The sequence below is a fragment of the Mesorhizobium sp. NPDC059054 genome (assembly GCF_042739215.1).
Lineage (GTDB): Bacteria > Pseudomonadota > Alphaproteobacteria > Rhizobiales > Rhizobiaceae > Mesorhizobium.
The window spans coordinates 641,439-659,032 of sequence record NZ_JBHYHV010000004.1 but is presented as its reverse complement, the minus strand read 5'-3'; the positions used below and the strand labels follow the sequence as shown (position 1 = coordinate 659,032).

The 17,594-nt window shown below is 61.4% G+C and carries 21 protein-coding genes; 13 read left to right on the top strand and 8 right to left on the bottom strand.

Translation table 11 applies throughout. From position 1 onward, the window contains the following. Positions 1-294, bottom strand: coding sequence for an ArsR/SmtB family transcription factor (locus ACFWXH_RS20465; RefSeq protein ID WP_379123208.1), 294 nt, complete (start codon positions 292-294; stop codon positions 1-3). Between the two features lie 529 nt (positions 295-823). Here ACFWXH_RS20465 and ACFWXH_RS20460 point away from each other — a divergent pair. Beyond that, on the top strand, positions 824-1,210 hold the full coding sequence (locus ACFWXH_RS20460) for a DUF2794 domain-containing protein (protein ID WP_054310396.1): 387 nt from the start codon (positions 824-826) through the stop codon (positions 1,208-1,210). Between the two features lie 31 nt (positions 1,211-1,241). Here ACFWXH_RS20460 and ACFWXH_RS20455 read toward each other — a convergent pair whose 3' ends face one another. The 4 genes from ACFWXH_RS20455 to ACFWXH_RS20440 form a co-directional block, all read right to left on the bottom strand. After that, positions 1,242-1,811 carry a GNAT family N-acetyltransferase gene (locus ACFWXH_RS20455; protein ID WP_379123207.1) on the bottom strand — a complete coding sequence of 190 codons (570 nt, stop codon included), beginning with the start codon at positions 1,809-1,811 and terminating at the stop codon, positions 1,242-1,244. Between the two features lie 107 nt (positions 1,812-1,918). Beyond that, complete coding sequence (locus ACFWXH_RS20450; protein ID WP_379123206.1) at positions 1,919-2,698, bottom strand: Bax inhibitor-1/YccA family protein; 780 nt, start codon at positions 2,696-2,698, stop codon at positions 1,919-1,921. A 333-nt stretch (positions 2,699-3,031) separates the two neighbouring features. Beyond that, entirely contained in the window at positions 3,032-5,608 is a 2,577-nt protein-coding gene (locus ACFWXH_RS20445) for an ABC transporter permease (RefSeq protein ID WP_379123205.1), read from the bottom strand. An 11-nt stretch (positions 5,609-5,619) separates the two neighbouring features. Continuing rightward, positions 5,620-6,318, bottom strand: coding sequence for an ABC transporter ATP-binding protein (locus ACFWXH_RS20440; RefSeq protein WP_379123204.1), 699 nt, complete (start codon positions 6,316-6,318; stop codon positions 5,620-5,622). Positions 6,319-6,379: 61 nt separating this feature from the next. On the opposite strand from ACFWXH_RS20440, the gene ACFWXH_RS20435 reads away from it, so the two are divergent. Both ACFWXH_RS20435 and thpR read left to right on the top strand, forming a co-directional pair. Next, entirely contained in the window at positions 6,380-7,018 is a 639-nt protein-coding gene (locus tag ACFWXH_RS20435) for an arylesterase (protein WP_379123203.1), read from the top strand. Between the two features lie 117 nt (positions 7,019-7,135). Continuing rightward, entirely contained in the window at positions 7,136-7,732 is a 597-nt protein-coding gene (gene thpR / locus ACFWXH_RS20430; protein ID WP_054310390.1) for an RNA 2',3'-cyclic phosphodiesterase, read from the top strand. Here the strand turns inward: thpR and ACFWXH_RS20425 are convergent. Beyond that, positions 7,636-8,169 (bottom strand): low molecular weight protein-tyrosine-phosphatase, encoded by a 534-nt coding sequence (locus ACFWXH_RS20425; protein WP_379123202.1) that lies wholly within the window; start codon positions 8,167-8,169, stop codon positions 7,636-7,638. The two genes, thpR and ACFWXH_RS20425, sit on opposite strands and share 97 nt — an antisense overlap. Positions 8,170-8,321: 152 nt before the next feature. Here ACFWXH_RS20425 and ACFWXH_RS20420 point away from each other — a divergent pair, with 152 nt between their 5' ends. From ACFWXH_RS20420 to ACFWXH_RS20400, 5 genes are all read left to right on the top strand, one after another. Then, positions 8,322-8,618 carry a 4a-hydroxytetrahydrobiopterin dehydratase gene (locus tag ACFWXH_RS20420; protein WP_379123201.1) on the top strand — a complete coding sequence of 99 codons (297 nt, stop codon included), beginning with the start codon at positions 8,322-8,324 and terminating at the stop codon, positions 8,616-8,618. Between the two features lie 84 nt (positions 8,619-8,702). After that, positions 8,703-9,065: a YkvA family protein gene (locus tag ACFWXH_RS20415; protein WP_379123200.1), complete on the top strand. Its 363-nt coding sequence runs from the start codon at positions 8,703-8,705 to the stop codon at positions 9,063-9,065. 266 nt (positions 9,066-9,331) lie between these two features. After that, on the top strand, positions 9,332-9,835 hold the full coding sequence (locus ACFWXH_RS20410; RefSeq protein WP_054310386.1) for an invasion associated locus B family protein: 504 nt from the start codon (positions 9,332-9,334) through the stop codon (positions 9,833-9,835). Between the two features lie 207 nt (positions 9,836-10,042). Next, the gene (rlmN, locus tag ACFWXH_RS20405; RefSeq protein ID WP_054310385.1) at positions 10,043-11,275 is read left to right on the top strand and encodes a 23S rRNA (adenine(2503)-C(2))-methyltransferase RlmN; all 1,233 of its coding nucleotides are present in this window, start codon (positions 10,043-10,045) and stop codon (positions 11,273-11,275) included. Continuing rightward, positions 11,272-11,754: a hypothetical protein gene (locus ACFWXH_RS20400; RefSeq protein ID WP_054310384.1), complete on the top strand. Its 483-nt coding sequence runs from the start codon at positions 11,272-11,274 to the stop codon at positions 11,752-11,754. The genes rlmN and ACFWXH_RS20400 overlap by 4 nt, the downstream gene beginning before the upstream one ends. On the opposite strand, the gene ACFWXH_RS20395 is transcribed toward ACFWXH_RS20400, so the two are convergent. Next, positions 11,726-12,367, bottom strand: coding sequence for a LysE family translocator (locus ACFWXH_RS20395; RefSeq protein ID WP_054310383.1), 642 nt, complete (start codon positions 12,365-12,367; stop codon positions 11,726-11,728). The two genes, ACFWXH_RS20400 and ACFWXH_RS20395, sit on opposite strands and share 29 nt — an antisense overlap. A 159-nt stretch (positions 12,368-12,526) precedes the next feature. Between ACFWXH_RS20395 and ACFWXH_RS20390 the strand changes: the two genes are divergently transcribed. The 3 genes from ACFWXH_RS20390 to ACFWXH_RS20380 all read left to right on the top strand — a co-directional run bounded on the left by ACFWXH_RS20390 (position 12,527) and on the right by ACFWXH_RS20380 (position 14,725). Continuing rightward, on the top strand, positions 12,527-13,750 hold the full coding sequence (locus ACFWXH_RS20390; protein ID WP_054310382.1) for an argininosuccinate synthase: 1,224 nt from the start codon (positions 12,527-12,529) through the stop codon (positions 13,748-13,750). Between the two features lie 2 nt (positions 13,751-13,752). After that, complete coding sequence (locus ACFWXH_RS20385; RefSeq protein WP_379123199.1) at positions 13,753-14,280, top strand: hypothetical protein; 528 nt, start codon at positions 13,753-13,755, stop codon at positions 14,278-14,280. 136 nt (positions 14,281-14,416) lie between these two features. Further along, positions 14,417-14,725 carry a hypothetical protein gene (locus tag ACFWXH_RS20380; protein ID WP_379123198.1) on the top strand — a complete coding sequence of 103 codons (309 nt, stop codon included), beginning with the start codon at positions 14,417-14,419 and terminating at the stop codon, positions 14,723-14,725. 57 nt (positions 14,726-14,782) lie between these two features. On the opposite strand, the gene ACFWXH_RS20375 is transcribed toward ACFWXH_RS20380, so the two are convergent. Next, positions 14,783-15,574, bottom strand: coding sequence for a lytic transglycosylase domain-containing protein (locus ACFWXH_RS20375; protein ID WP_054310380.1), 792 nt, complete (start codon positions 15,572-15,574; stop codon positions 14,783-14,785). 294 nt (positions 15,575-15,868) lie between these two features. On the opposite strand from ACFWXH_RS20375, the gene ACFWXH_RS20370 reads away from it, so the two are divergent. Beyond that, positions 15,869-16,465, top strand: a complete 597-nt coding sequence (locus ACFWXH_RS20370) for a DUF1236 domain-containing protein (protein WP_054310379.1) — start codon at positions 15,869-15,871, stop codon at positions 16,463-16,465. A 126-nt stretch (positions 16,466-16,591) separates the two neighbouring features. Continuing rightward, positions 16,592-17,533 (top strand): CPBP family intramembrane glutamic endopeptidase, encoded by a 942-nt coding sequence (locus ACFWXH_RS20365; RefSeq protein ID WP_379123197.1) that lies wholly within the window; start codon positions 16,592-16,594, stop codon positions 17,531-17,533. The last annotated feature ends 61 nt before the right edge of the window (positions 17,534-17,594 follow it).

Sequence of the window (17,594 nt, the reverse complement as noted above, 5' to 3'; positions counted from 1 at the left end):
TTAGAGATCGCAGGCGAGATGGGCCGTGAAGCGGGCGATCGCCTCTTCGTTGCGCCGATAGAAGGTCCAGCCCTTCTTGCGTGTGGCAATCAGCAGGTCGCATTCGGTCAGAAGGGTCAGATGGCGCGAGGCGGTTGCGGCCGCGATGCCGAGTTTGTCGCGCAGAAAGTCGCCGCAGACGCCGTCGGCCACGAGGTCGCCGTCCTCCTGCGGGGGGAAGTTCGCAACGGGATCCTTGAGATAGTTCAGCGCAGCCAGCCGCACAGGACTTGCAAGCGCTTTCAAAGTGGCCAAACGGCGCTTCGGGTCAATATATGTTTCGCTATTTCGCATAAATACGAAATAATATGAAGGACTGCCGTGGTCAAGACGGTGCGAGAGTGTCGATGCTGGAAGCACACAAAGGTTTAAATCGGCTTGGTTGACCCGCAGGCAGCCAGCCAAACGCGTGGTCCGAAAACATAAAAACCGACGTCAGCTCAGGTCCGACGTCGGTCTAAAATGCTCAGATTGTCGCCGAGGTTGGTTCGATCCGACTCAGACCCGTGGGCGGGGGGCTTGGGGTTTACGAGTCAGTGCCGGACCGAACCGTCTCAGGCAACACCCGCAAGTTCGTCGGATATTGGGGCGACAACGCGGATAAAAGACGGCGAGAATGTGGCAGCGAATCACCAATTCCAACACATCGTTCGCAAACGTGAGTAGACGCGCGCTCCATTGGTGACGGCTGCTGACGCCACGACAGATTCGCAAGCGCCCTTGCAATTGCGATCCGAAAGCGCGACCCTGTTGCCAGCAAACGATTCAGCCTGAGGACAAAGGCATGATGGACCGTGGTGGCGGGACGGAGGATGGGGACGCATCCGCAATACTGATCCCGCTACATGAGGCGCGACGCGAGCGTCTCGATTTGCCCGTTGCCTTTGAGCGGCGGGAACTCGATCTCATTCTTCGCCTCTATGGACGCATGGTTGCCGCCAACGAATGGCGCGACTATGCCATCGATCACCTTACCGACCGCGCCGTGTTTTCTGTCTATCGCCGCGCTTCCGAAGTGCCGCTGTTCCAGATCGTCAAGGACCCGAAACTGGCGCGGCGGCAAGGCGCATTCGCCGTCATCGCCGCTGGCGGTCGCATCTTGAAGCGCGGCCATGAGCTTGCCCGCGTGCTCGGGATCTTCGACACCAGGCTGAAACTGGTGAAGGCTTAAAAGGCCATAGTTTTCAATTTGTTGATGGCATCTAGCCTTGCCGGAATTTCCGTTCGGGCCAAGAGACCGGATCGGGCGGAAGCGATGCGCCGCCGTTCAGTTCGAGCTGCATGAACACCGTGTCCAACCAGCGTTCATGCTTATAGCCTGAGCCGACAAGGCGGCCCGAATGGCTGAAGCCAAGCTTCTCGTGCAGTTTCACCGAGGCGCTTTCAGGGTGGCCGTCGCCGATCACCGCGACGATCTGCCGGAAGCCTAGCGCCCGCGTTGCCTCGATCAGGCGTTCCATCAATTGCCGGCCGACGCCCTGGCCTTTCGCTTCAGGCGCGACATAGACCGAATCCTCGACGATGAAACGGTAGGCCTGGCGTGGCCGAAAAGCGCCTGCATAGGCGTAGCCGAGAATGGCTCCGTCCGAATCAATGGCGACCAGATAGGGAAAACCGCCGGCCTGCAATGATTCGTAGCGCGCGCCCATCTCATCCCGGCTCGGCGGTTCGAGTTCGTAGGAGGCCGTGCCGTGGGTAACGGCGTCCGCATAGATTTCGGTTATCCGGTCGAGGTCGGTGGGTTCCGCATTGCGAATCGTAAGATTGCTCATTTTTTATGCACTCATGTTTGCTGCCTTTAATAACAGCAAAGCTGGACGCAAAAGAAAAGGGGCGGCCGTTGGGCCGCCCCTTCGATTTCGCTGGTCCAGGATACTGTCTAGCGACGGTCGCCCATGAACTGCAGCAGGAACATGAACATGTTGATGAAGTCGAGATAGAGCGACAACGCGCCCATGATGGCCTTGCGGCCGGCAACGATCGTGTCGTCGTTCTCGTAATACATCTCCTTGATCTTCTGGGTGTCGTAGGCGGTGAGGCCGGCGAACACCAGAACGCCGATCGCCGAGACGGCGAAGGACAGCGCGGACGACTGCAGGAAGATGTTGATGACCGAGGCGATGATCAGACCGAATACGCCCATGATCAGGAACGAGCCCATCGCCGTGAGGTCACGCTTGGTGGTGTAGCCATAGAGCGACAGCGCGCCGAAGGCGGCCGCGGTGGCAAAGAAAGTCTGCGAGATCGATGCCGTCGTGTAGACGAGGAAGATCGACGACAGCGACAGGCCAACCAGGCCGGCGTAGACCCAGAAGGTGGTCTGCGCGGCGGAAACGCTCATCGACTGCACGCGGAACGACAGGAAGAACACCGCGGCAAGCGGGGCAAGCATGACGACCCAGCGCAGCGGCGAGGCGAAGATGGCGTAACCGAACGACGTCAGCATATCGCCGTTCGGCAGCGTGGCGACGGCCGAAGCAGGGTCGGTCGTGGTGGCCAGCATGACGGTACCGACAGCGGCAAGACCTGTGATCAGCAGGCCAAGGCCCATAAGGTTGTAGACCTTGAGCATATAAGCGCGCAGGCCTTCGTCGATGCCGGCGTCGGCACGGCTTCCAACCGGCACGCTACGCGTTTGATAGTTGCGGAAGTCGGACATGGGATTCCTCTGTTGCTCTGCCCCGTCGGGTGTCAGGTTCCTCCAACGAAACCCAGGCGCCGCTGGCGGGGCTCCAGCATGCCTGCCCGAAATATGAGGGTTATTGTCGACAAGAACAAGACCGTAACGGCCTGCAACGCTTTGTGAATGGCCAAAAGGCCTTCGTTTTTAGCTAAAACAGGCCTTTTCTTACCGAGAATTAATCCAATCTTCGGCAGGGCGCTCCGCCACTAGAGCGTTTCCGTTTTTCTCGGAAACGCGAAAACGCTCCAAGCTCTTTGTTTTTACGCAATCCCGGACGGAAAACCGCTACGCACTTTTCCTGGAATTGCTCTAAAGGCTGCGCAGCACCGGCGCTGCCTTTTGTCCGAGGATTCGCCAAGTGCCGACGAGACCGATGCCGACGGTGACGATCAGGGAAAGCAAGATCGTACCGATGGCCACTTCGGGCAGGAACATCCAAGGCAGCGTCATGACATTCGAGATCACGAACCATGCCGCCATGCCGCCGGCAAAAAGGGCGAAGATGGCGGTCGCAAGACCGATCAGCATGTATTCCAGCGAAAAGGCGGCGATCAGCGTGCGCCGCGTGGCGCCCAGCGTCTTCAGCACCACGGCGTCGTGTACACGAGCCCGGTTGCCGGCGGCCAGCGCCCCCGCCAGCACCAGCACCGAGGCGACCAGCGCCACGCCGGCGGCCGCACGGATAGCCGTGCCGATCTGGCCGACGAGCTGGTTGACGACGTCGAGCGCGTCCTTGACCCGAACGGTGGTCACCGTCGGATAGGCGCGCGTCACCGCATTGAGCAGGCGGGCATCATCCGCAACGGTCGCCGATTTGTCCGACAGCGTGGCCAGCCAGGAATGAGGCGCGCCGGCGAAGGTGTTGGGCGAGAACACCATGACGAAATTGATGCCCATGCTTTCCCATTGCACGCGGCGGAAGCTGGCGATCCTGGCCGTGATGTTGCGGCCGAGCACGTTGACCGTCACGGTGTCATCGAGTTTCAGGCCAAGCGCCTTTGCCTCGTCGGCGGAGAAGGAAACCAACGGTTCGTCCTGATAGTCGGCCGGCCACCATGTGCCTTCAATCAGCGTGGCGTTTTCGGGTTTGACGGCGGCATAGGTGACGCCGCGGTCGCCTCTCAGAACCCAGGCGCCTTCCGGCTGTACCTTGACCTTGTCCACGGGAACGCCATTCAGGGCCATGAGCCGGCCGCGCAGCATCGGCACCTTGGCCAGCGCGCCTGCCGGGGCCTCCTTGCCGACCAGGGCGGCGAAGGCATCGACGTCGGCCGCCTGGATATCGACGAAGAAGAAATTGGGCGCGCGTTCGGGCAGGCTGCCACCGATCTGGCGCCGGAGGTTGCCGTCGATCAGTGCCAGCGTGACCAGCAGTGTCAGCCCCAGCCCCAATGACAGCACGACCGAAGGCGTGAGCGCACCTGGCCTATGGATGTTGCCGATGGCGAGCCGCAAGGCCGTGGAACGCACCCGCGGGCTTCTCCTTGCGAGGAGTTGGACGAGCGCGCTGACGACCCGCAGCACGAGGAACGACAACACCGTCGCGCCGACGAAGATCGCTGCTATGCGACGATCGTTCGCCATGAACACCGCGAGTGCTGCCAGTGCGACTGCAATGACAGATGCAGTTGCCACATAAGGCAAACGTGGCAATCCGGTACTTTCGAGGCCCATTTCGCGAAAGAGGGCAGTGGCTGGCACGTTGCGGGCACGCCCGAGCGGAAGGAGCGCGAAGACAAGCGTCACCATTACGCCGAAAAGCGCCGCAAGCGCCAGTGAAGCGGGATAGAAGCCGCCTTCCGCCGGTATCGGAATGACCGATTGCAATGCCGCGCTCGCCGCGAAGGGCATCGCCGCGCCGAGCACGAGACCGACTGTGATGCCGAGCCCTGAGATTATCAGAATCTGCACCAGGTAGACGGTGAAAACGAAACCGCCGGAAGCGCCGAGGCTCTTGAAGGTGGCGATCACCGAACGCTTGCCGTCCAGATAGGCACGCACGGCATTGGCGACGCCGACGCCGCCGACCACCAGCGCCGTCAGCCCAACCAGCGTCAGGAACTGCGAAAAGCGTTCAATATTCGATGCCAGGGCAGGTGCTGCGTTGGTGCGATTGCGGATGGACCAGCCCGCTTCCGGGAATTTCTCCGTTGCCTGCCGGCGGATGGTTTCGATATCGGCCTCGCTGGCATTCTGAGGCAAGCGCACCTTGTAGGCGTTCTCCACCAGACTGCCGGGCTGAACGAGCCCGGAAGCGGCGAGCCCTTCTCGCGAGATGAGCAGGCGGGGTGCGAAACCGAAGCCGTCCGATACCGCGTCCGGTTCACTGGTCAGCCTGGCGCGCAGCTCGAACGTCGTATTGCCGAGCTTGATGGAGTCGCCGAGCTGCAGATGCAGACGTTCGAACAACAGGTCAGGTGCCGCCGCTCCGAAAACACCGGCCACTTTCCCAAACAACTCTCCGCGCGCAAGACTGGGCTCGGTCTGCAATTCACCGTAGAGCGGATAGGCGCCGTCAACCGCCTTGGCCTCGACCAGCGCCTGGTCGGAGCCGTCCGGCAGGCGCGCCATCGAACGCATGCCGGAGCTTTCCGAGACCGCGCCCAACCCATTGAGGAAAGTGCGTTCTTCCGAGTTTGCCTCTCGCTGGTTGAGCTGGAAGCGGATGTCACCACCAAGCAATGTCTGGCCCTGCGCGGCGACGCCATCCGAAATCGAGCGCGCTACCGAATTGACGCCGCCGATCGCTGCCACACCAAGTGCGATGCAGGCGAGGAAGATAAGAAAACCTGAAAGGCCGCCACGCATCTCGCGCAATGAAAAACGAATCGCCAGAGCCAGGGTTCTGACTGGTGAAGCCGGTTGGGCGGTACCGCTATCCGTCATTCGCCGGTCCTTCAGGCCGGGATCTTCACTGGAGCGGCATCGGCTTCGATGCGGCCGGAGCGCATTGCCACCTGCCGCGTGCAACGAGCCGCCAGGGAAGGATCATGGGTGACCAGAACCAGCGTCATGGCGCGCTCGGTCGCTTTTGCGAAAAGCAGATCGGCTACCTGCTTGCCGGTGGCCTGGTCGAGATTGCCGGTGGGCTCGTCGGCAATCAGGATGCGCGGCGAGGGGGCGAGTGCCCTCGCGATCGCCACGCGTTGCTGCTCGCCCCCCGAAAGCTCGCCCGGATAATGGGTGATGCGATCGGCAAGGCCAACGGCCGCCAGTTCACGAGCGGCAACGCCGAACGGATCGGCGGCGCCAGCCAGTTCGAGCGGCACGGCAACGTTTTCAAGCGCTGTCATGTTGGGAATGAGATGAAACGACTGGAAGACGATGCCGACATTGCGGCCACGGAAGGCCGCGATCTGGTCCTCGTTCTTGCCGTTCAGCAATTCGCCCGCGATGCGCACCGTTCCCGCATCCACACGTTCCAGCCCGGCCAACACCATCAGGAGAGTAGACTTGCCCGAACCGGACGGCCCGACGATGCCTGTGGCTTCGCCAGGGGCGACATCGAGGCTGATTCCCTTGAGCACATGCACCGACGAAGCGCCCTCGCCCAGCGTCAACGACACGTCCCTCAGCTGGATGGCGGCATCAGTCACGAAATTGTCCTATATGGGAGGAATGTGGGCAGGACTGCCCCGGTGATATGGGTTCTGTCGCATGGCTTTCAAACATCTGACTGCTTTTGTCGCGCTTTTCCTTGCGTTCGTGCTGACTTCACCCGTTCGGGCCGAACAAGTCCAGATCGTCGGGTTCGGCGACAGCCTTATGGCGGGCTTCGGCCTTGCCCCCGGCGAAGCCTTCACCGAGCGGCTGCAGGCGGCGTTGCGGGCCAAGGGTTATGACGTCGTCGTCGCCAATGCCGGGGTTTCAGGCGATACCTCCAGTGGTGGCCGCGCTCGGCTCGATTGGTCGGTTCCCGATGGTACCAGGCTGGTCGTCCTCGAGCTCGGCGGCAACGACATGCTGCGCGGCATCGATCCGCAAATGATCGAGGACAATCTGGACAAGATGCTGGCACGATTGAAGGAGCGGAAGATTCCTGTCCTGCTTGCCGGCATGCTGGCCGCTCCCAATCTCGGTCATGCCTATGGTGAAGCGTTTGGTACACTCTATCCACGGCTGGCCGAAAAATACGGTGTGGCTTTCTATCCGTTCTTTCTGGACGGCGTCGCCGGCAACCCTGCCTTGCAGTTGGAGGACAAGATGCATCCCAATGCAAAGGGTATCGACGTGATCGTCGAGCGTATCCTTCCCGCTGTCGAAAAAGCGATCAAGGCACTGCCGGCAAAGTCCTGAGCCGGCTGCGGGATCGGCGGCTGGCGCCTGGGTATCGTGAAATAAACCCCTTGCTCCCGCCGCTTTTCAGTGATTCGCTGTGAATCGAGAGTTCGATTCGAGGACAGGAGGCTCCCTATGCCACGTCTTTTCACGGCCCTCGAAATTCCGCGCGATGCGGCGCTTTCGCTCTCCCTGCTCAGGGGCGGCCTACCCGGCGCCCGCTGGATCGATGTCGAAAACTACCATCTGACGTTGCGCTTCATCGGCGATGTCGAAGGTCACGTCGCCGACGAGGTTGCCAATGCGCTGGATCGCATCGACCGCTCCGCGTTTTCGTTGACCCTTTGCGGCGTTGGCGCCTTTGGTCAGAAGAAGCCACATGCGGTATGGGCCGGCGTCATCCCATCGCCGGACCTCAATCTGCTGCAGGCCGACATCGACCGCATTTGCAAACGGCTTGGCGTGCCGACCGATCCACGCAAGTTCACGCCGCATGTCACATTGGCGAGACTGCGCAATTCCAGCCCGCAGGAGGTTGCCGGCTATCTGTCCGCGCGCGGCAATTTCGCCGCCATGCCCTTCAGGGTCGGTCGTTTTGTGCTGATGTCGTCGCGCGATTCGGTTGGCGGCGGACCTTACATCGTCGAGGAAGCATGGCCGCTTTCGGATGCCGCGACGCGCCCATCCAATCGGGTGGCGATGGCCTCCGACGCCTCGCGGATTATGCGGTAGACCGAAGCGAAGCCTTCCGGCCCGCCATAATAGGGATCCGTCACCTCACGGCCGGGGTCGCCGGCGAATTCCAGGAAGAGCTGGATACGACCCTGCGCCGCCTCAGGTGCAATGGCCTTGAGATCGGCGACGTTCGACCGGTCCATGCCGAAGATCAGATCGAAGCGGGCGAAATCTTCCCGAGAAACCTTACGCGCCTTCTGCCCGGAAATGTCGATGCCATGGCGCGCGGCGATTTCGATGGAACGCGGATCCGGCGCCGAACCGGCGTGCCAGCCGCCGGTGCCAGCCGAATCGAGCAGGAAATTCCGTTCCATCCCGCGCGTGACCAAGACCTCCCTGAAGACACCTTCGGCCAGCGGCGAGCGGCAGATGTTGCCGAGACAGACAAAAAGGACCGATCTTGGGAGGGTCGATTTTTGGGGTTCCACGCGCATCCGACGCTACGTTATCCTGCCAGTTCTGATGCACATCGCGATTTCAGCTTCGCTTCTTGCGCGTCAGGTTTTGTTTTTGCGCATGTCGTCATCGCAAAACCGCTGGGCACTTTTGCGCGACATGCCTAACCGCGATAGCACGGAAGCAAGCCATGACGAGAGAAAAATTGGACGGACAGGCCATTGCGGCGCTTCTGGCCGGACTCGAGAACTGGACGCTCGCCCCTGACGGGAAGTCGATCCGCCGCAGATTCGAGTTCAAGAATTTTTCGGAGGCCTTCGCCTTCATGACGCGTTCGGCGCTGGCGGCCGAAAAAATGGATCATCATCCCGACTGGTCGAATGTCTACAAGACGGTCGATGTCACGCTGAACACCCATGACGTCGGGGGACTGACGGCGCTCGATTTCGAACTGGCCAAGAAGATGGACCGCTTCGCGGGTAACTGAGTCGATTGAATCGACTGAAACGGTTGCATCTTGTGAAGGATCGCGCCGGTCCCCACATTTCGTGGCGATGCGAGGGAACCACTGATGGTGCAAGGCAGCAACTACGAGTTCTTCGGGCCCGACGGCAAGGTCATCGGCGAGGACAATGTGCGTGCGAAATTCTGGCGGACCGCCAAGAAAGCGGCGCGGCAGGTTCCGTTCATGGAAGATCTCGTCGCGGCTTATTATTGCGCCCTGGACAAGGACACGCCTTTCAAGGTGAAGGCGATCCTGCTCGGCGCGCTCGCCTATTTCGTGCTACCGGTGGATGCCATTCCCGACATCGTCGCCGGCATCGGCTTTACCGATGACGTGGCGGTTCTGACCGCAGCGATCAGCGCCGTGCGCGCCCATATCACGCCCGCTCACAAGCTTGCGGCCCGCAAGGCGATCGCCGAACAGGACTGACGCCGCTTCGCGCATCTCCCGGCTGTTGCGGCTCCGGTCCGGCATTCCAGTCAAACTCTTGCCGCTTTCCTGCTCTCCAAGTCGGCGCCGGGACACCGTACCCTGTCCAAAAGACGGCCAAGGCACGGAATTGGCGGCGGTTTCCAAGGGCTGTGTTCTTTTCACGCGAAAGTTCACCCTTTGGTAACCCAGATTAAATCAAACTGAAGCGAACCGGCGGGCGGGGGTCCGCCTGGCCCCGCACCGTATGGAATACAGGGAATAAGATGCGCGGATTGATCCTCACAGCCACCAGCCTGGTCCTGCTTGCCGTTGCCTCGCCGGCATTGGCGCAGCAAGCGACCAAGATCGGCCAGCACAATGCCTGGGGCACCTACAGTTACAAGGCGCAGACCGGCAAGGTGTGCTACGTGTTGACCGTCCCGACCGACAAGCAGCCGCCGACGCTCGACCATGGCGACATGTTCTTCTTCGTCAGCCAGCGCCCGGGCCAGCAGGTTTCGTATGAGCCGCAGTTCATTGCTGGCTACAATTTCCAGCAGAATTCGAAGGCCGTCGTTACCATCGACAACAAGTCCTTCTCGATGTTCACGCGCGGCAAGTCGGCCTGGGTCGAAAACGCAGCCGAGGAACCGGTGCTGATTTCCGCGATGAAGACAGGCAAGGAGATGAAGGTCACCGCCAAATCCGGCCGCGGCAATCCCACGTCCTACACCTTCTCGCTGAAGGGCATTTCGGCGGCGCTGCAGTCGATCGCCAGCTGCAAATAGAACAAGACATCTCCCACATGTCGGAAACCGGCCGGGTCAAAAACCCGGCCCTTCTTTTTGGCGAAGGTTGTCGATGGAGCCGACAGCGATCTCGATGCGGCTGCCCAGCGGTCGCTAATCACGCCATCGTGACGCCATGCCGCAGCTGTGATATGTGGCCCCTGAACCCTATCTAGCCAGGATTGTTTCTGTTCAAGCCAGATCGCCATGACGCTTTCGCTCGATATCACTGATGGCAACACGCGCGCCGCGCTGGCCGCACGTACAGCCATGCCGCAAAAAGGCTCGCTGATCGGTCTCAGCCGCGCTGAAATGGCCGAGGCGCTGGTCGCCTCCGGCATCGTGCCGGAAAAGCAGGCCAAGATGCGCGTGCAGCAGCTCTGGCACTGGCTCTATGTGCGCGGCGTTTCCGAGTTCTCGCAGATGTTCAACATCTCGAAGGACCTGCGCACCGCACTGGAGCAGCATTTTACGATTGCCCGTCCCGAAATCGTCGAGGAGCAGATCTCGTCGGACGGCACGCGCAAGTGGCTGTTCCGCTTTCCGCCACGCGGCGCCGGCAGGCCGGTGGAGATCGAGACGGTCTATATCCCTGAAGAGGGGCGCGGCACGCTTTGCATCTCCTCCCAGGTTGGCTGCACTCTGACATGCTCCTTCTGCCACACCGGCACGCAGAAGCTGGTGCGCAATCTGACGGCGGAAGAGATCCTGGCGCAGCTGCTGACCGCGCGCGACCGGCTGGGCGATTTCCCGGACCGCGATACGCCGGCCGGCGCCATCGTGCCGGCCGAAGGCCGCAAGGTCTCCAACATCGTCATGATGGGCATGGGCGAGCCGCTCTATAATTTCGAGGCGGTGAAGCAGGCGCTGCTGATCGCTTCGGACGGTGACGGGTTGGCCTTGTCCAAGCGGCGCATCACGCTTTCCACCTCAGGCGTGGTGCCGGAAATCTTCCGCACCGGCGAAGAGATCGGCGTGATGCTGGCGATTTCGCTGCATGCGTCGAATGACGATCTGCGCGACCTTCTGGTGCCGATCAACAAGAAGTATCCGTTGAAGGACCTGATCGACGCCTGCCGCAAATATCCCGGCCTTTCCAATGCGCGCCGCATCACCTTCGAATATGTGATGCTCAAGGACGTCAACGACAGCCTGGAAGACGCCAAGGCGCTGGTGCAGCTGCTCAAGGGCATCCCGGCCAAGATCAATCTGATCCCGTTCAATCCCTGGCCCGGCACCAACTACCAGTGTTCGGACTGGGAGACGATCGAGAAGTTCGCCGATTTCATCAACAATGCCGGCTATGCCTCGCCGATCCGCACGCCGCGCGGCCGCGATATCCTCGCAGCCTGCGGCCAATTGAAGTCGGAATCGGAACGGCTGAAGAAATCCGAGCGTCTGGCGCTCGAGGCGATGATGATCGCGGGACACGGCGAGTGAACCGCTTCGCGGCCTATTTCGTCCGCTGCCTCGTCATTCTGTTCGGTTATGCAATCGCGGTGCTGGCGGCGAGTGCTTTCATCAATGTTCTGTTCCTTGGCGCGATCGGGTTCAGCGCGGAAGAAACCCGCTGGATGGCGGGCGGCCCGCTTGTCGTCACGATCCCGCTTCTGGCGATCTTCGTCGCCTATTTCGCTTTTGCACCTTCTGCGCTGCTCATCCTGGTGGCCGAGGTGATGGCCCGGCGCGACTGGCTGTTCTATGCGCTGGGCGGCGGCGTGATCGCGGGCATCGTCCTCGGCGTCGCCTGGCAATCCGGCGATCCCGATTTCGCGGTCACCGACACGCGTGTCATCCTGGGCATCGTCGGCGCCGGAATGGTCGGCGGTATCTTCTATTGGCTCTGTGCTGGCCGCTGGGCGGCCAGCTGGTGGTCGGAAGGCAATCCGCCTACTTCGCCTGGGCCGTCAGGATCTTGAGCGCGAAGGCCGAGAACACGCCGGCGAACAGATAGTCCACGGCTCGCGTCACGCGTGGGCTTGCCTTCATCGCCACCGAGAATTTTTCCGCCGCGAACACCATCGGCGCGGTGACCGGAATGGACAGCACCACGAACATCGCGCCCAGGAAGAACAGCTTGCCCGGTGCGTGAGGGTCATGCGCGGAAACGAATTGCGGCAGGAAGGTCATGAAGAACAGGATGATCTTGGGATTGAGCAGATTGACGCCCAATCCGGCTGCCCAGGCCCGGGTGAGCGAGACCTTTGGGCCGATCTTCTTCTCCGGCGAGAAAGCCGAGCCCTTGGTGATGGCCTGCCAGGCGAGGAAGACGAGGTAGCCTGCGCCGAAGATCTTCAGCACGAAGAACGCCATCGGCGAGGCAACGATGAGCGCCGAAATGCCGACCACCACCAGCGATGTGTGGATCAGCGTGCCGGAGAGCGCTCCCGCCATGGAGGCGAAGCCGGCTGCGCGCCCCTGGCTCAGGGTGCGGCTGACGAACAGCGTCATGTCAGGCCCAGGCGTGATCGCCAGGATGAAGGTGGCGATGGCGAACTGGATCAGTGTCGTCGTATCGGGAATGAAGGACATCGGTGGCCCCAAGCAAGGATGCCATCGCTATAACGCGGCACGCGCTCGCGCGCTAGCGGATCCATGCCCCACCTTTGGCGGACTGCTGGTCCCTTGCGCTGGCCAGAAGGTGCGTGATACCTCGCCACCCGGAAAATCCACGCGCAGGACCGGAGCGACATGTCCAAGCTCAAAGACGTCAAGAAGGTTGTGCTCGCCTATTCGGGCGGCCTCGATACCTCGATCATCCTCAAGTGGCTGCAAACCGAGCTCGGTGCGGAGGTCGTCACCTTCACCGCCGATCTCGGCCAGGGCGAAGAACTGGAGCCGGCGCGCCGCAAGGCCGAGATGCTCGGCATCAAGGAAATCTTCGTCGAGGACGTGCGCGAAGAATTCGTGCGCGACTTCGTCTTCCCGATGTTCCGCGCCAACGCGGTCTATGAAGGCGTCTATCTGCTCGGCACTTCGATCGCTCGTCCGCTCATCTCCAAGCATCTGATCGAGATCGCCGAAAAGACCGGCGCTGACGCGATTGCCCACGGCGCGACCGGCAAGGGCAACGACCAGGTGCGTTTCGAGCTTTCGGCCTATGCGCTGAACCCGGACATCAAGATCATCGCGCCGTGGCGCGACTGGTCCTTCAAGAGCCGCACGCACCTGCTCGAATTCGCCGAACAGCACCAGATCCCGGTCGCCAAGGACAAGAAGGGCGAAGCGCCGTTCTCGGTCGACGCGAACCTGCTGCACTCGTCTTCCGAGGGCAAGGTGCTGGAAGACCCGGCGGTCGAGGCGCCCGAATACGTTCACATGCGCACGATTTCGCCGGAAGCTGCGCCGGACAAGGCGACCGTCATCAAGATCGGCTTCGAGAAGGGCGACGCGGTCTCGATCGATGGCGAACGTCTGTCGCCGGCGACGCTGCTTGCCAAACTCAACAATTACGGCCGCGACAACGGTATCGGCCGTCTCGACCTCGTCGAGAATCGCTTCGTCGGCATGAAGAGCCGCGGCGTCTACGAAACGCCGGGCGGCACAATCCTGCTCGCTGCGCACCGTGCCATCGAATCGATCACGCTCGATCGTGGCGCCGCGCACCTCAAGGACGAGCTGATGCCGCGTTATGCCGAACTGATCTACTACGGCTTCTGGTTCTCACCCGAACGGCAGATGCTGCAGGCGGCGATCGACCTCAGTCAGAAGGACGTCGAAGGTGAAGTGACGCTGAAGCTCTACAAGGGCAATGTCATGGTCATCGGCCGCGAGAGCCCGAGGTCGCTCTATTCCGACAAGCTGGTGACCTTCGAGGACGACCAGGGCGCCTACGACCAGAAGGACGCCGCCGGCTTCATCAAGCTGAACGCGCTGCGCCTGCGCACACTCGCCGCTCGCAACAAACGCGGCTGACCGTGCGCGCGGTCGCCTTCACCGTCGTCGGTCTCATGGTTCCGACGACGGTATTGCCCGCCGCCGCGCAGGAGTTCGATCCGGCTGCACTGGATCTGCCTGCGCTGGTCGAATGCCGAGCCGACGTACCGACTTACAATGGTCTTGCCTTCTGGCTGACGGGCGAACCTGAGGCGGCTGGAGAGCTCGGCTGGCGCAAGGTCGATAGCGGCAATCCCTTCCTGTCTCAGTATGAACTGGAAAAGCCGCTGACGGTCTTCGGCACGGAAACGAAGGCCCTGGTCTTCACTTCAAGCGGTCCGATGGCGGTGCTCGAGGGCGTCACCGCCACCGATCTGGCAAGGAAGCTCGGCATCGAGCCGATGATTTCCACCGAGCAGAAATTCCTCGGCGAGAAGGTCATCCTGGAGAAGACCGAGACGTCCGAAGGCGTGACGCTTGCCACGCGCGTCAGTCTTAACGTTTCCACGGTCGAGTCGCATCCGGGCAAAGTGCTTGCGGGATGCTCCTACAAGATCGAGGTCAAGTAGCGAACGGGACGAAGGCGGCTATCGTCGGCGGACAAGCAGACAATTTCATGGGGCAGCCGCCTCGCGAGTATCGTGCTGGCTTGAACTTTCGGTCGCCTTCGATACGCTCTGGCCTTGTTCGGCTGGGGGGCCTTCCATGAAGAAAGAATTCTACGCATCGCTTGCGGCGGTCATGGTGCTGACCAGCGGTCAAACCGCCCAAGCCGGGAACAAGCCGGATATCAATGCCGGCATCGACAGGTGCATAAAGCACTATGCCACGATCCCTCTTTCCCTGAAGGAAGAGTTCAGGACCTTCATGGGTGTGTCGAAAGAGCGCGTGCCAGCGATTTTCTGCCAGCGCCTGGTCAAAGCTTTCGCAAGCGGACGAATTACCTATTCCGACATCAACCGTCTCCAGGAGAGCCGGTCCACTGAGATCTGGAAGGTCATAAAAGGGAAATAGGCGAGGACCGCCCGATGAGCGATCCTCGATGGCCGAGCTTCTGCTCGGCCGGTCCCGTCAATTGTTGTCGATAGCCGAAGCGATGCGGGCGATCGCTTGCTGATAGACGCTGGCGGAATTCCAACCGGCGATTGCGCCCATGTTTCCTTCCGCGCCTACGCCGGCCTGCCAGCCATGTCCCTTGAGAAAGTTGGCGGTTGAAGCAAGCGCGGTTTCCTTGTCACGCAGGTTTGCGCCGCCGACGCCATATTTCAGGACGTTGCCGGGCAGGAACTGGGTGTGGCCAATCTCGCCATGCATCGCGCCCACCGAGCTGGCGCTCAGCGCGCCGCGATCGACAAGCTTGAGCGCCGCAATGGCATGGGGGTAGAAGAACTGCGGACGGCGGCAGTCATAGGCGAGCGTCACGATGGCCGAGACCGTATTCTGCTTGCCCATGGCGGCGCCGAAGCCGGTTTCCATGCCCCAGATCGCAAGCAGCACGCCGGGCGACACGCCATAGGTGCTCTCGATCCTGTTGAAGAGCGCCGCGTTCGCCTTCTTCATCGACTTGCCACGCGAAATGATCGTCGAAGCGCCCCGGCGCCTCATGAAATCTTCCACCGACCCGCTGAAAGCCTTCTTGACGGCCCGGTCGGCCCTGATGGTTGCTGCGGCGTATGTTGCGCCATTCAGCGCTGCAAGCCCGCGACCCTTGACGCCGGCAGCCTGGGCCTCCTGCGCGAACTCCGCCTTCCATTCCTCGAATCCGGCGGAAGTCTTGCCGCATTCGGCCGCCTGGCTGGCGCCCGTCAGCAGCCAAAGCGCCGCCGCGGCTGCGAAAACCTTTCCCTTGGCACGCAATGCCATTCTCATCTCCTGGTTGCCTGAATCACCTCGCGAGGCGAATTTGCCAGCGAAACCCGTGCTTGTCACCGACGTTTGCCTGGCCGCCCGCCATGTTCCGGCTAAAGGGCAGAACCCGGCGCCAATCAAGCGTTTTTTGCAAATATCGGCCGGTCGGCCGGTCGATGTGCGAGAACCTGCGGCTCACCTGCAACGACAATGCGGAACAAAGCGTGAGCATTGGTCAAAACTTTAGCGGGAACGCATGGGAGAGGGAGGCGTTTGGGTCCCCGAGGGACACAACGAAGGAGCAAGACAATGAGAACATTGCTGTTGTCCGCGGTCGCGGGAACACTGGTTGCCATGTCAGGCTCGGCATGGGCGGATACGCTCGTATCGGCCGATAGGGACCTCAACATGCGAGCCGGTCCTGGCGCGCGGTACCCAGTCGTGGGTGTTTTGGCGGCAGGCCAGACCGCTGTGCTGGATGGATGCCTGCAAGGGTCGAAATGGTGCGCCGTCGGCAGTTCAGGCAACCGCGCCTGGGTCAACTCGGACTATGTCACCTCCGAATTCGCAGGCCAACGCGTGGTGCTGACCGAACGACCGGTGGATTCCGGTGTGACCGTCATCGAAACACCCGGTGCTCTCAGCGACGACGAGTTGTCCACCGGTTCGATTGTCCAGGACGATGAAGTGGACGCGCCAGTACCGCCGATGGAAGTGCGCAGCTATGTCAGGACAAACGCGATCGATCCGATCGATATCGAGGATGAGGTTCGAATAGGTGCCACGCTGCCCGATACGGTCGTGCTGCGTGAGGTTCCCGGTTACGACTATCGCTATGCCTATGTGAATGGCGAGCCGGTGATCGTCAGCCCGTCGTCCCGGCATATCGTCTATGTGGGCGATTGAGACCGGCTTCGGCAGCCACGCCTGCGAACTTTTAACCTAGCCTTTGCAACCTGATTGCGAGGGGCCCGGGCATCGCCTAGTCATGGCGATGCCCGATACAATTTGCGGGTAATCGAAAGAGCCCGCATGATCACTGAACCGACAGTCTTCCAGCGCTACCGTTCGAGCCCAAATGGCAAGACGACGCTGTTGCGTCTTATCCTCGGCACCGTGGTCATCGTGCTTGTCTGGACGCTGTCGACCTTTGCGGTGGTTCGGCTGGGTTGGGGACTGGTTGGGCTCGTGCCCGTGTCGCTGCGGCCAAGTGGCTATGGGATGGAGCCTTTCCTCGCCTCGCCCATAGGCGTGCTGACGGCGCTCGTCACATTCTGCGGCATATGGGTCGGCGCCTGGCTGGTGATGCGATGGATTCATGGCGAGCCGCTTTCATCCCTTTTCGGCAACAGCCATCGGATTTCCCGATCCGATTTCCTCAAGGGTTTTATTGCAGTCATCCTCACCTCGATTTTTTCGGAGGTGCTGTTGTATCTCATCGATCCCGTCGTCCAGCGTGGGACGATCGACTTCACCGCCTGGCTGCTGGCTTTGGCGCCGGTGGCGCTGCTGGGCTTCGTCCAGACATCCTCGGAAGAACTTCTGTTTCGCGGTTACCTGCCGCGCGGTCTGGCCAGTCGTTTCCGCAGCCCGTTGGTGTGGGCGCTGCTGCCGACACTGGTCTTCGCCATGCTGCACTGGAATGGAAGTTCCGCACCGGCGATGAACGCAGCGGCACTTGTTTCCGTCGGCGTCTTCGCGGCGGTCCTGATGGCGCTCGTCTATTCGACCGGGAATCTCGGCGCCGCCTTCGGCGCGCATCTCGGCAACAACCTGTTCGGTTTCCTGCTGATCTCGCACCAGGCCAATCTTTCCGGCTTCGCGCTGTTCGAGGCGCGGTCGCTGGAAGGTGCTGGCTGGGCGGGCATCGACGCGATTCTGATCGCGGGCATCGGCGTCGTGTCCAGCCTGCTGACCGCATTGCTCCTGTTGCATCCGCGTTCGTTGCTCAGGGTGTCGCCGGATCTCGGCTGAGCAGTCGAAAAGGCCGATTTCCGCCGTTTCTCTTGACTCTCGCCCATTTTTCCTGTCAAAG

What these genes read in the sequence shown, in the direction of transcription:
- ACFWXH_RS20460 (WP_054310396.1), top strand. Translation starts at nt 824, where the DNA reads ATGATGGACCGTGGTGGCGGGACGGAGGATGGGGACGCATCCGCAATA.
- ACFWXH_RS20455 (WP_379123207.1), bottom strand. Translation starts at nt 1,811, where the DNA reads ATGAGCAATCTTACGATTCGCAATGCGGAACCCACCGACCTCGACCGG.
- ACFWXH_RS20450 (WP_379123206.1), bottom strand. Translation starts at nt 2,698, where the DNA reads ATGTCCGACTTCCGCAACTATCAAACGCGTAGCGTGCCGGTTGGAAGC.
- ACFWXH_RS20445 (WP_379123205.1), bottom strand. Translation starts at nt 5,608, where the DNA reads ATGACGGATAGCGGTACCGCCCAACCGGCTTCACCAGTCAGAACCCTG.
- ACFWXH_RS20435 (WP_379123203.1), top strand. Translation starts at nt 6,380, where the DNA reads ATGGCTTTCAAACATCTGACTGCTTTTGTCGCGCTTTTCCTTGCGTTC.
- thpR (WP_054310390.1), top strand. Translation starts at nt 7,136, where the DNA reads ATGCCACGTCTTTTCACGGCCCTCGAAATTCCGCGCGATGCGGCGCTT.
- ACFWXH_RS20425 (WP_379123202.1), bottom strand. Translation starts at nt 8,169, where the DNA reads ATGCGCGTGGAACCCCAAAAATCGACCCTCCCAAGATCGGTCCTTTTT.
- ACFWXH_RS20420 (WP_379123201.1), top strand. Translation starts at nt 8,322, where the DNA reads ATGACGAGAGAAAAATTGGACGGACAGGCCATTGCGGCGCTTCTGGCC.
- ACFWXH_RS20415 (WP_379123200.1), top strand. Translation starts at nt 8,703, where the DNA reads ATGGTGCAAGGCAGCAACTACGAGTTCTTCGGGCCCGACGGCAAGGTC.
- ACFWXH_RS20410 (WP_054310386.1), top strand. Translation starts at nt 9,332, where the DNA reads ATGCGCGGATTGATCCTCACAGCCACCAGCCTGGTCCTGCTTGCCGTT.
- rlmN (WP_054310385.1), top strand. Translation starts at nt 10,043, where the DNA reads ATGACGCTTTCGCTCGATATCACTGATGGCAACACGCGCGCCGCGCTG.
- ACFWXH_RS20395 (WP_054310383.1), bottom strand. Translation starts at nt 12,367, where the DNA reads ATGTCCTTCATTCCCGATACGACGACACTGATCCAGTTCGCCATCGCC.
- ACFWXH_RS20390 (WP_054310382.1), top strand. Translation starts at nt 12,527, where the DNA reads ATGTCCAAGCTCAAAGACGTCAAGAAGGTTGTGCTCGCCTATTCGGGC.
- ACFWXH_RS20380 (WP_379123198.1), top strand. Translation starts at nt 14,417, where the DNA reads ATGAAGAAAGAATTCTACGCATCGCTTGCGGCGGTCATGGTGCTGACC.
- ACFWXH_RS20375 (WP_054310380.1), bottom strand. Translation starts at nt 15,574, where the DNA reads ATGGCATTGCGTGCCAAGGGAAAGGTTTTCGCAGCCGCGGCGGCGCTT.
- ACFWXH_RS20370 (WP_054310379.1), top strand. Translation starts at nt 15,869, where the DNA reads ATGAGAACATTGCTGTTGTCCGCGGTCGCGGGAACACTGGTTGCCATG.
- ACFWXH_RS20365 (WP_379123197.1), top strand. Translation starts at nt 16,592, where the DNA reads ATGATCACTGAACCGACAGTCTTCCAGCGCTACCGTTCGAGCCCAAAT.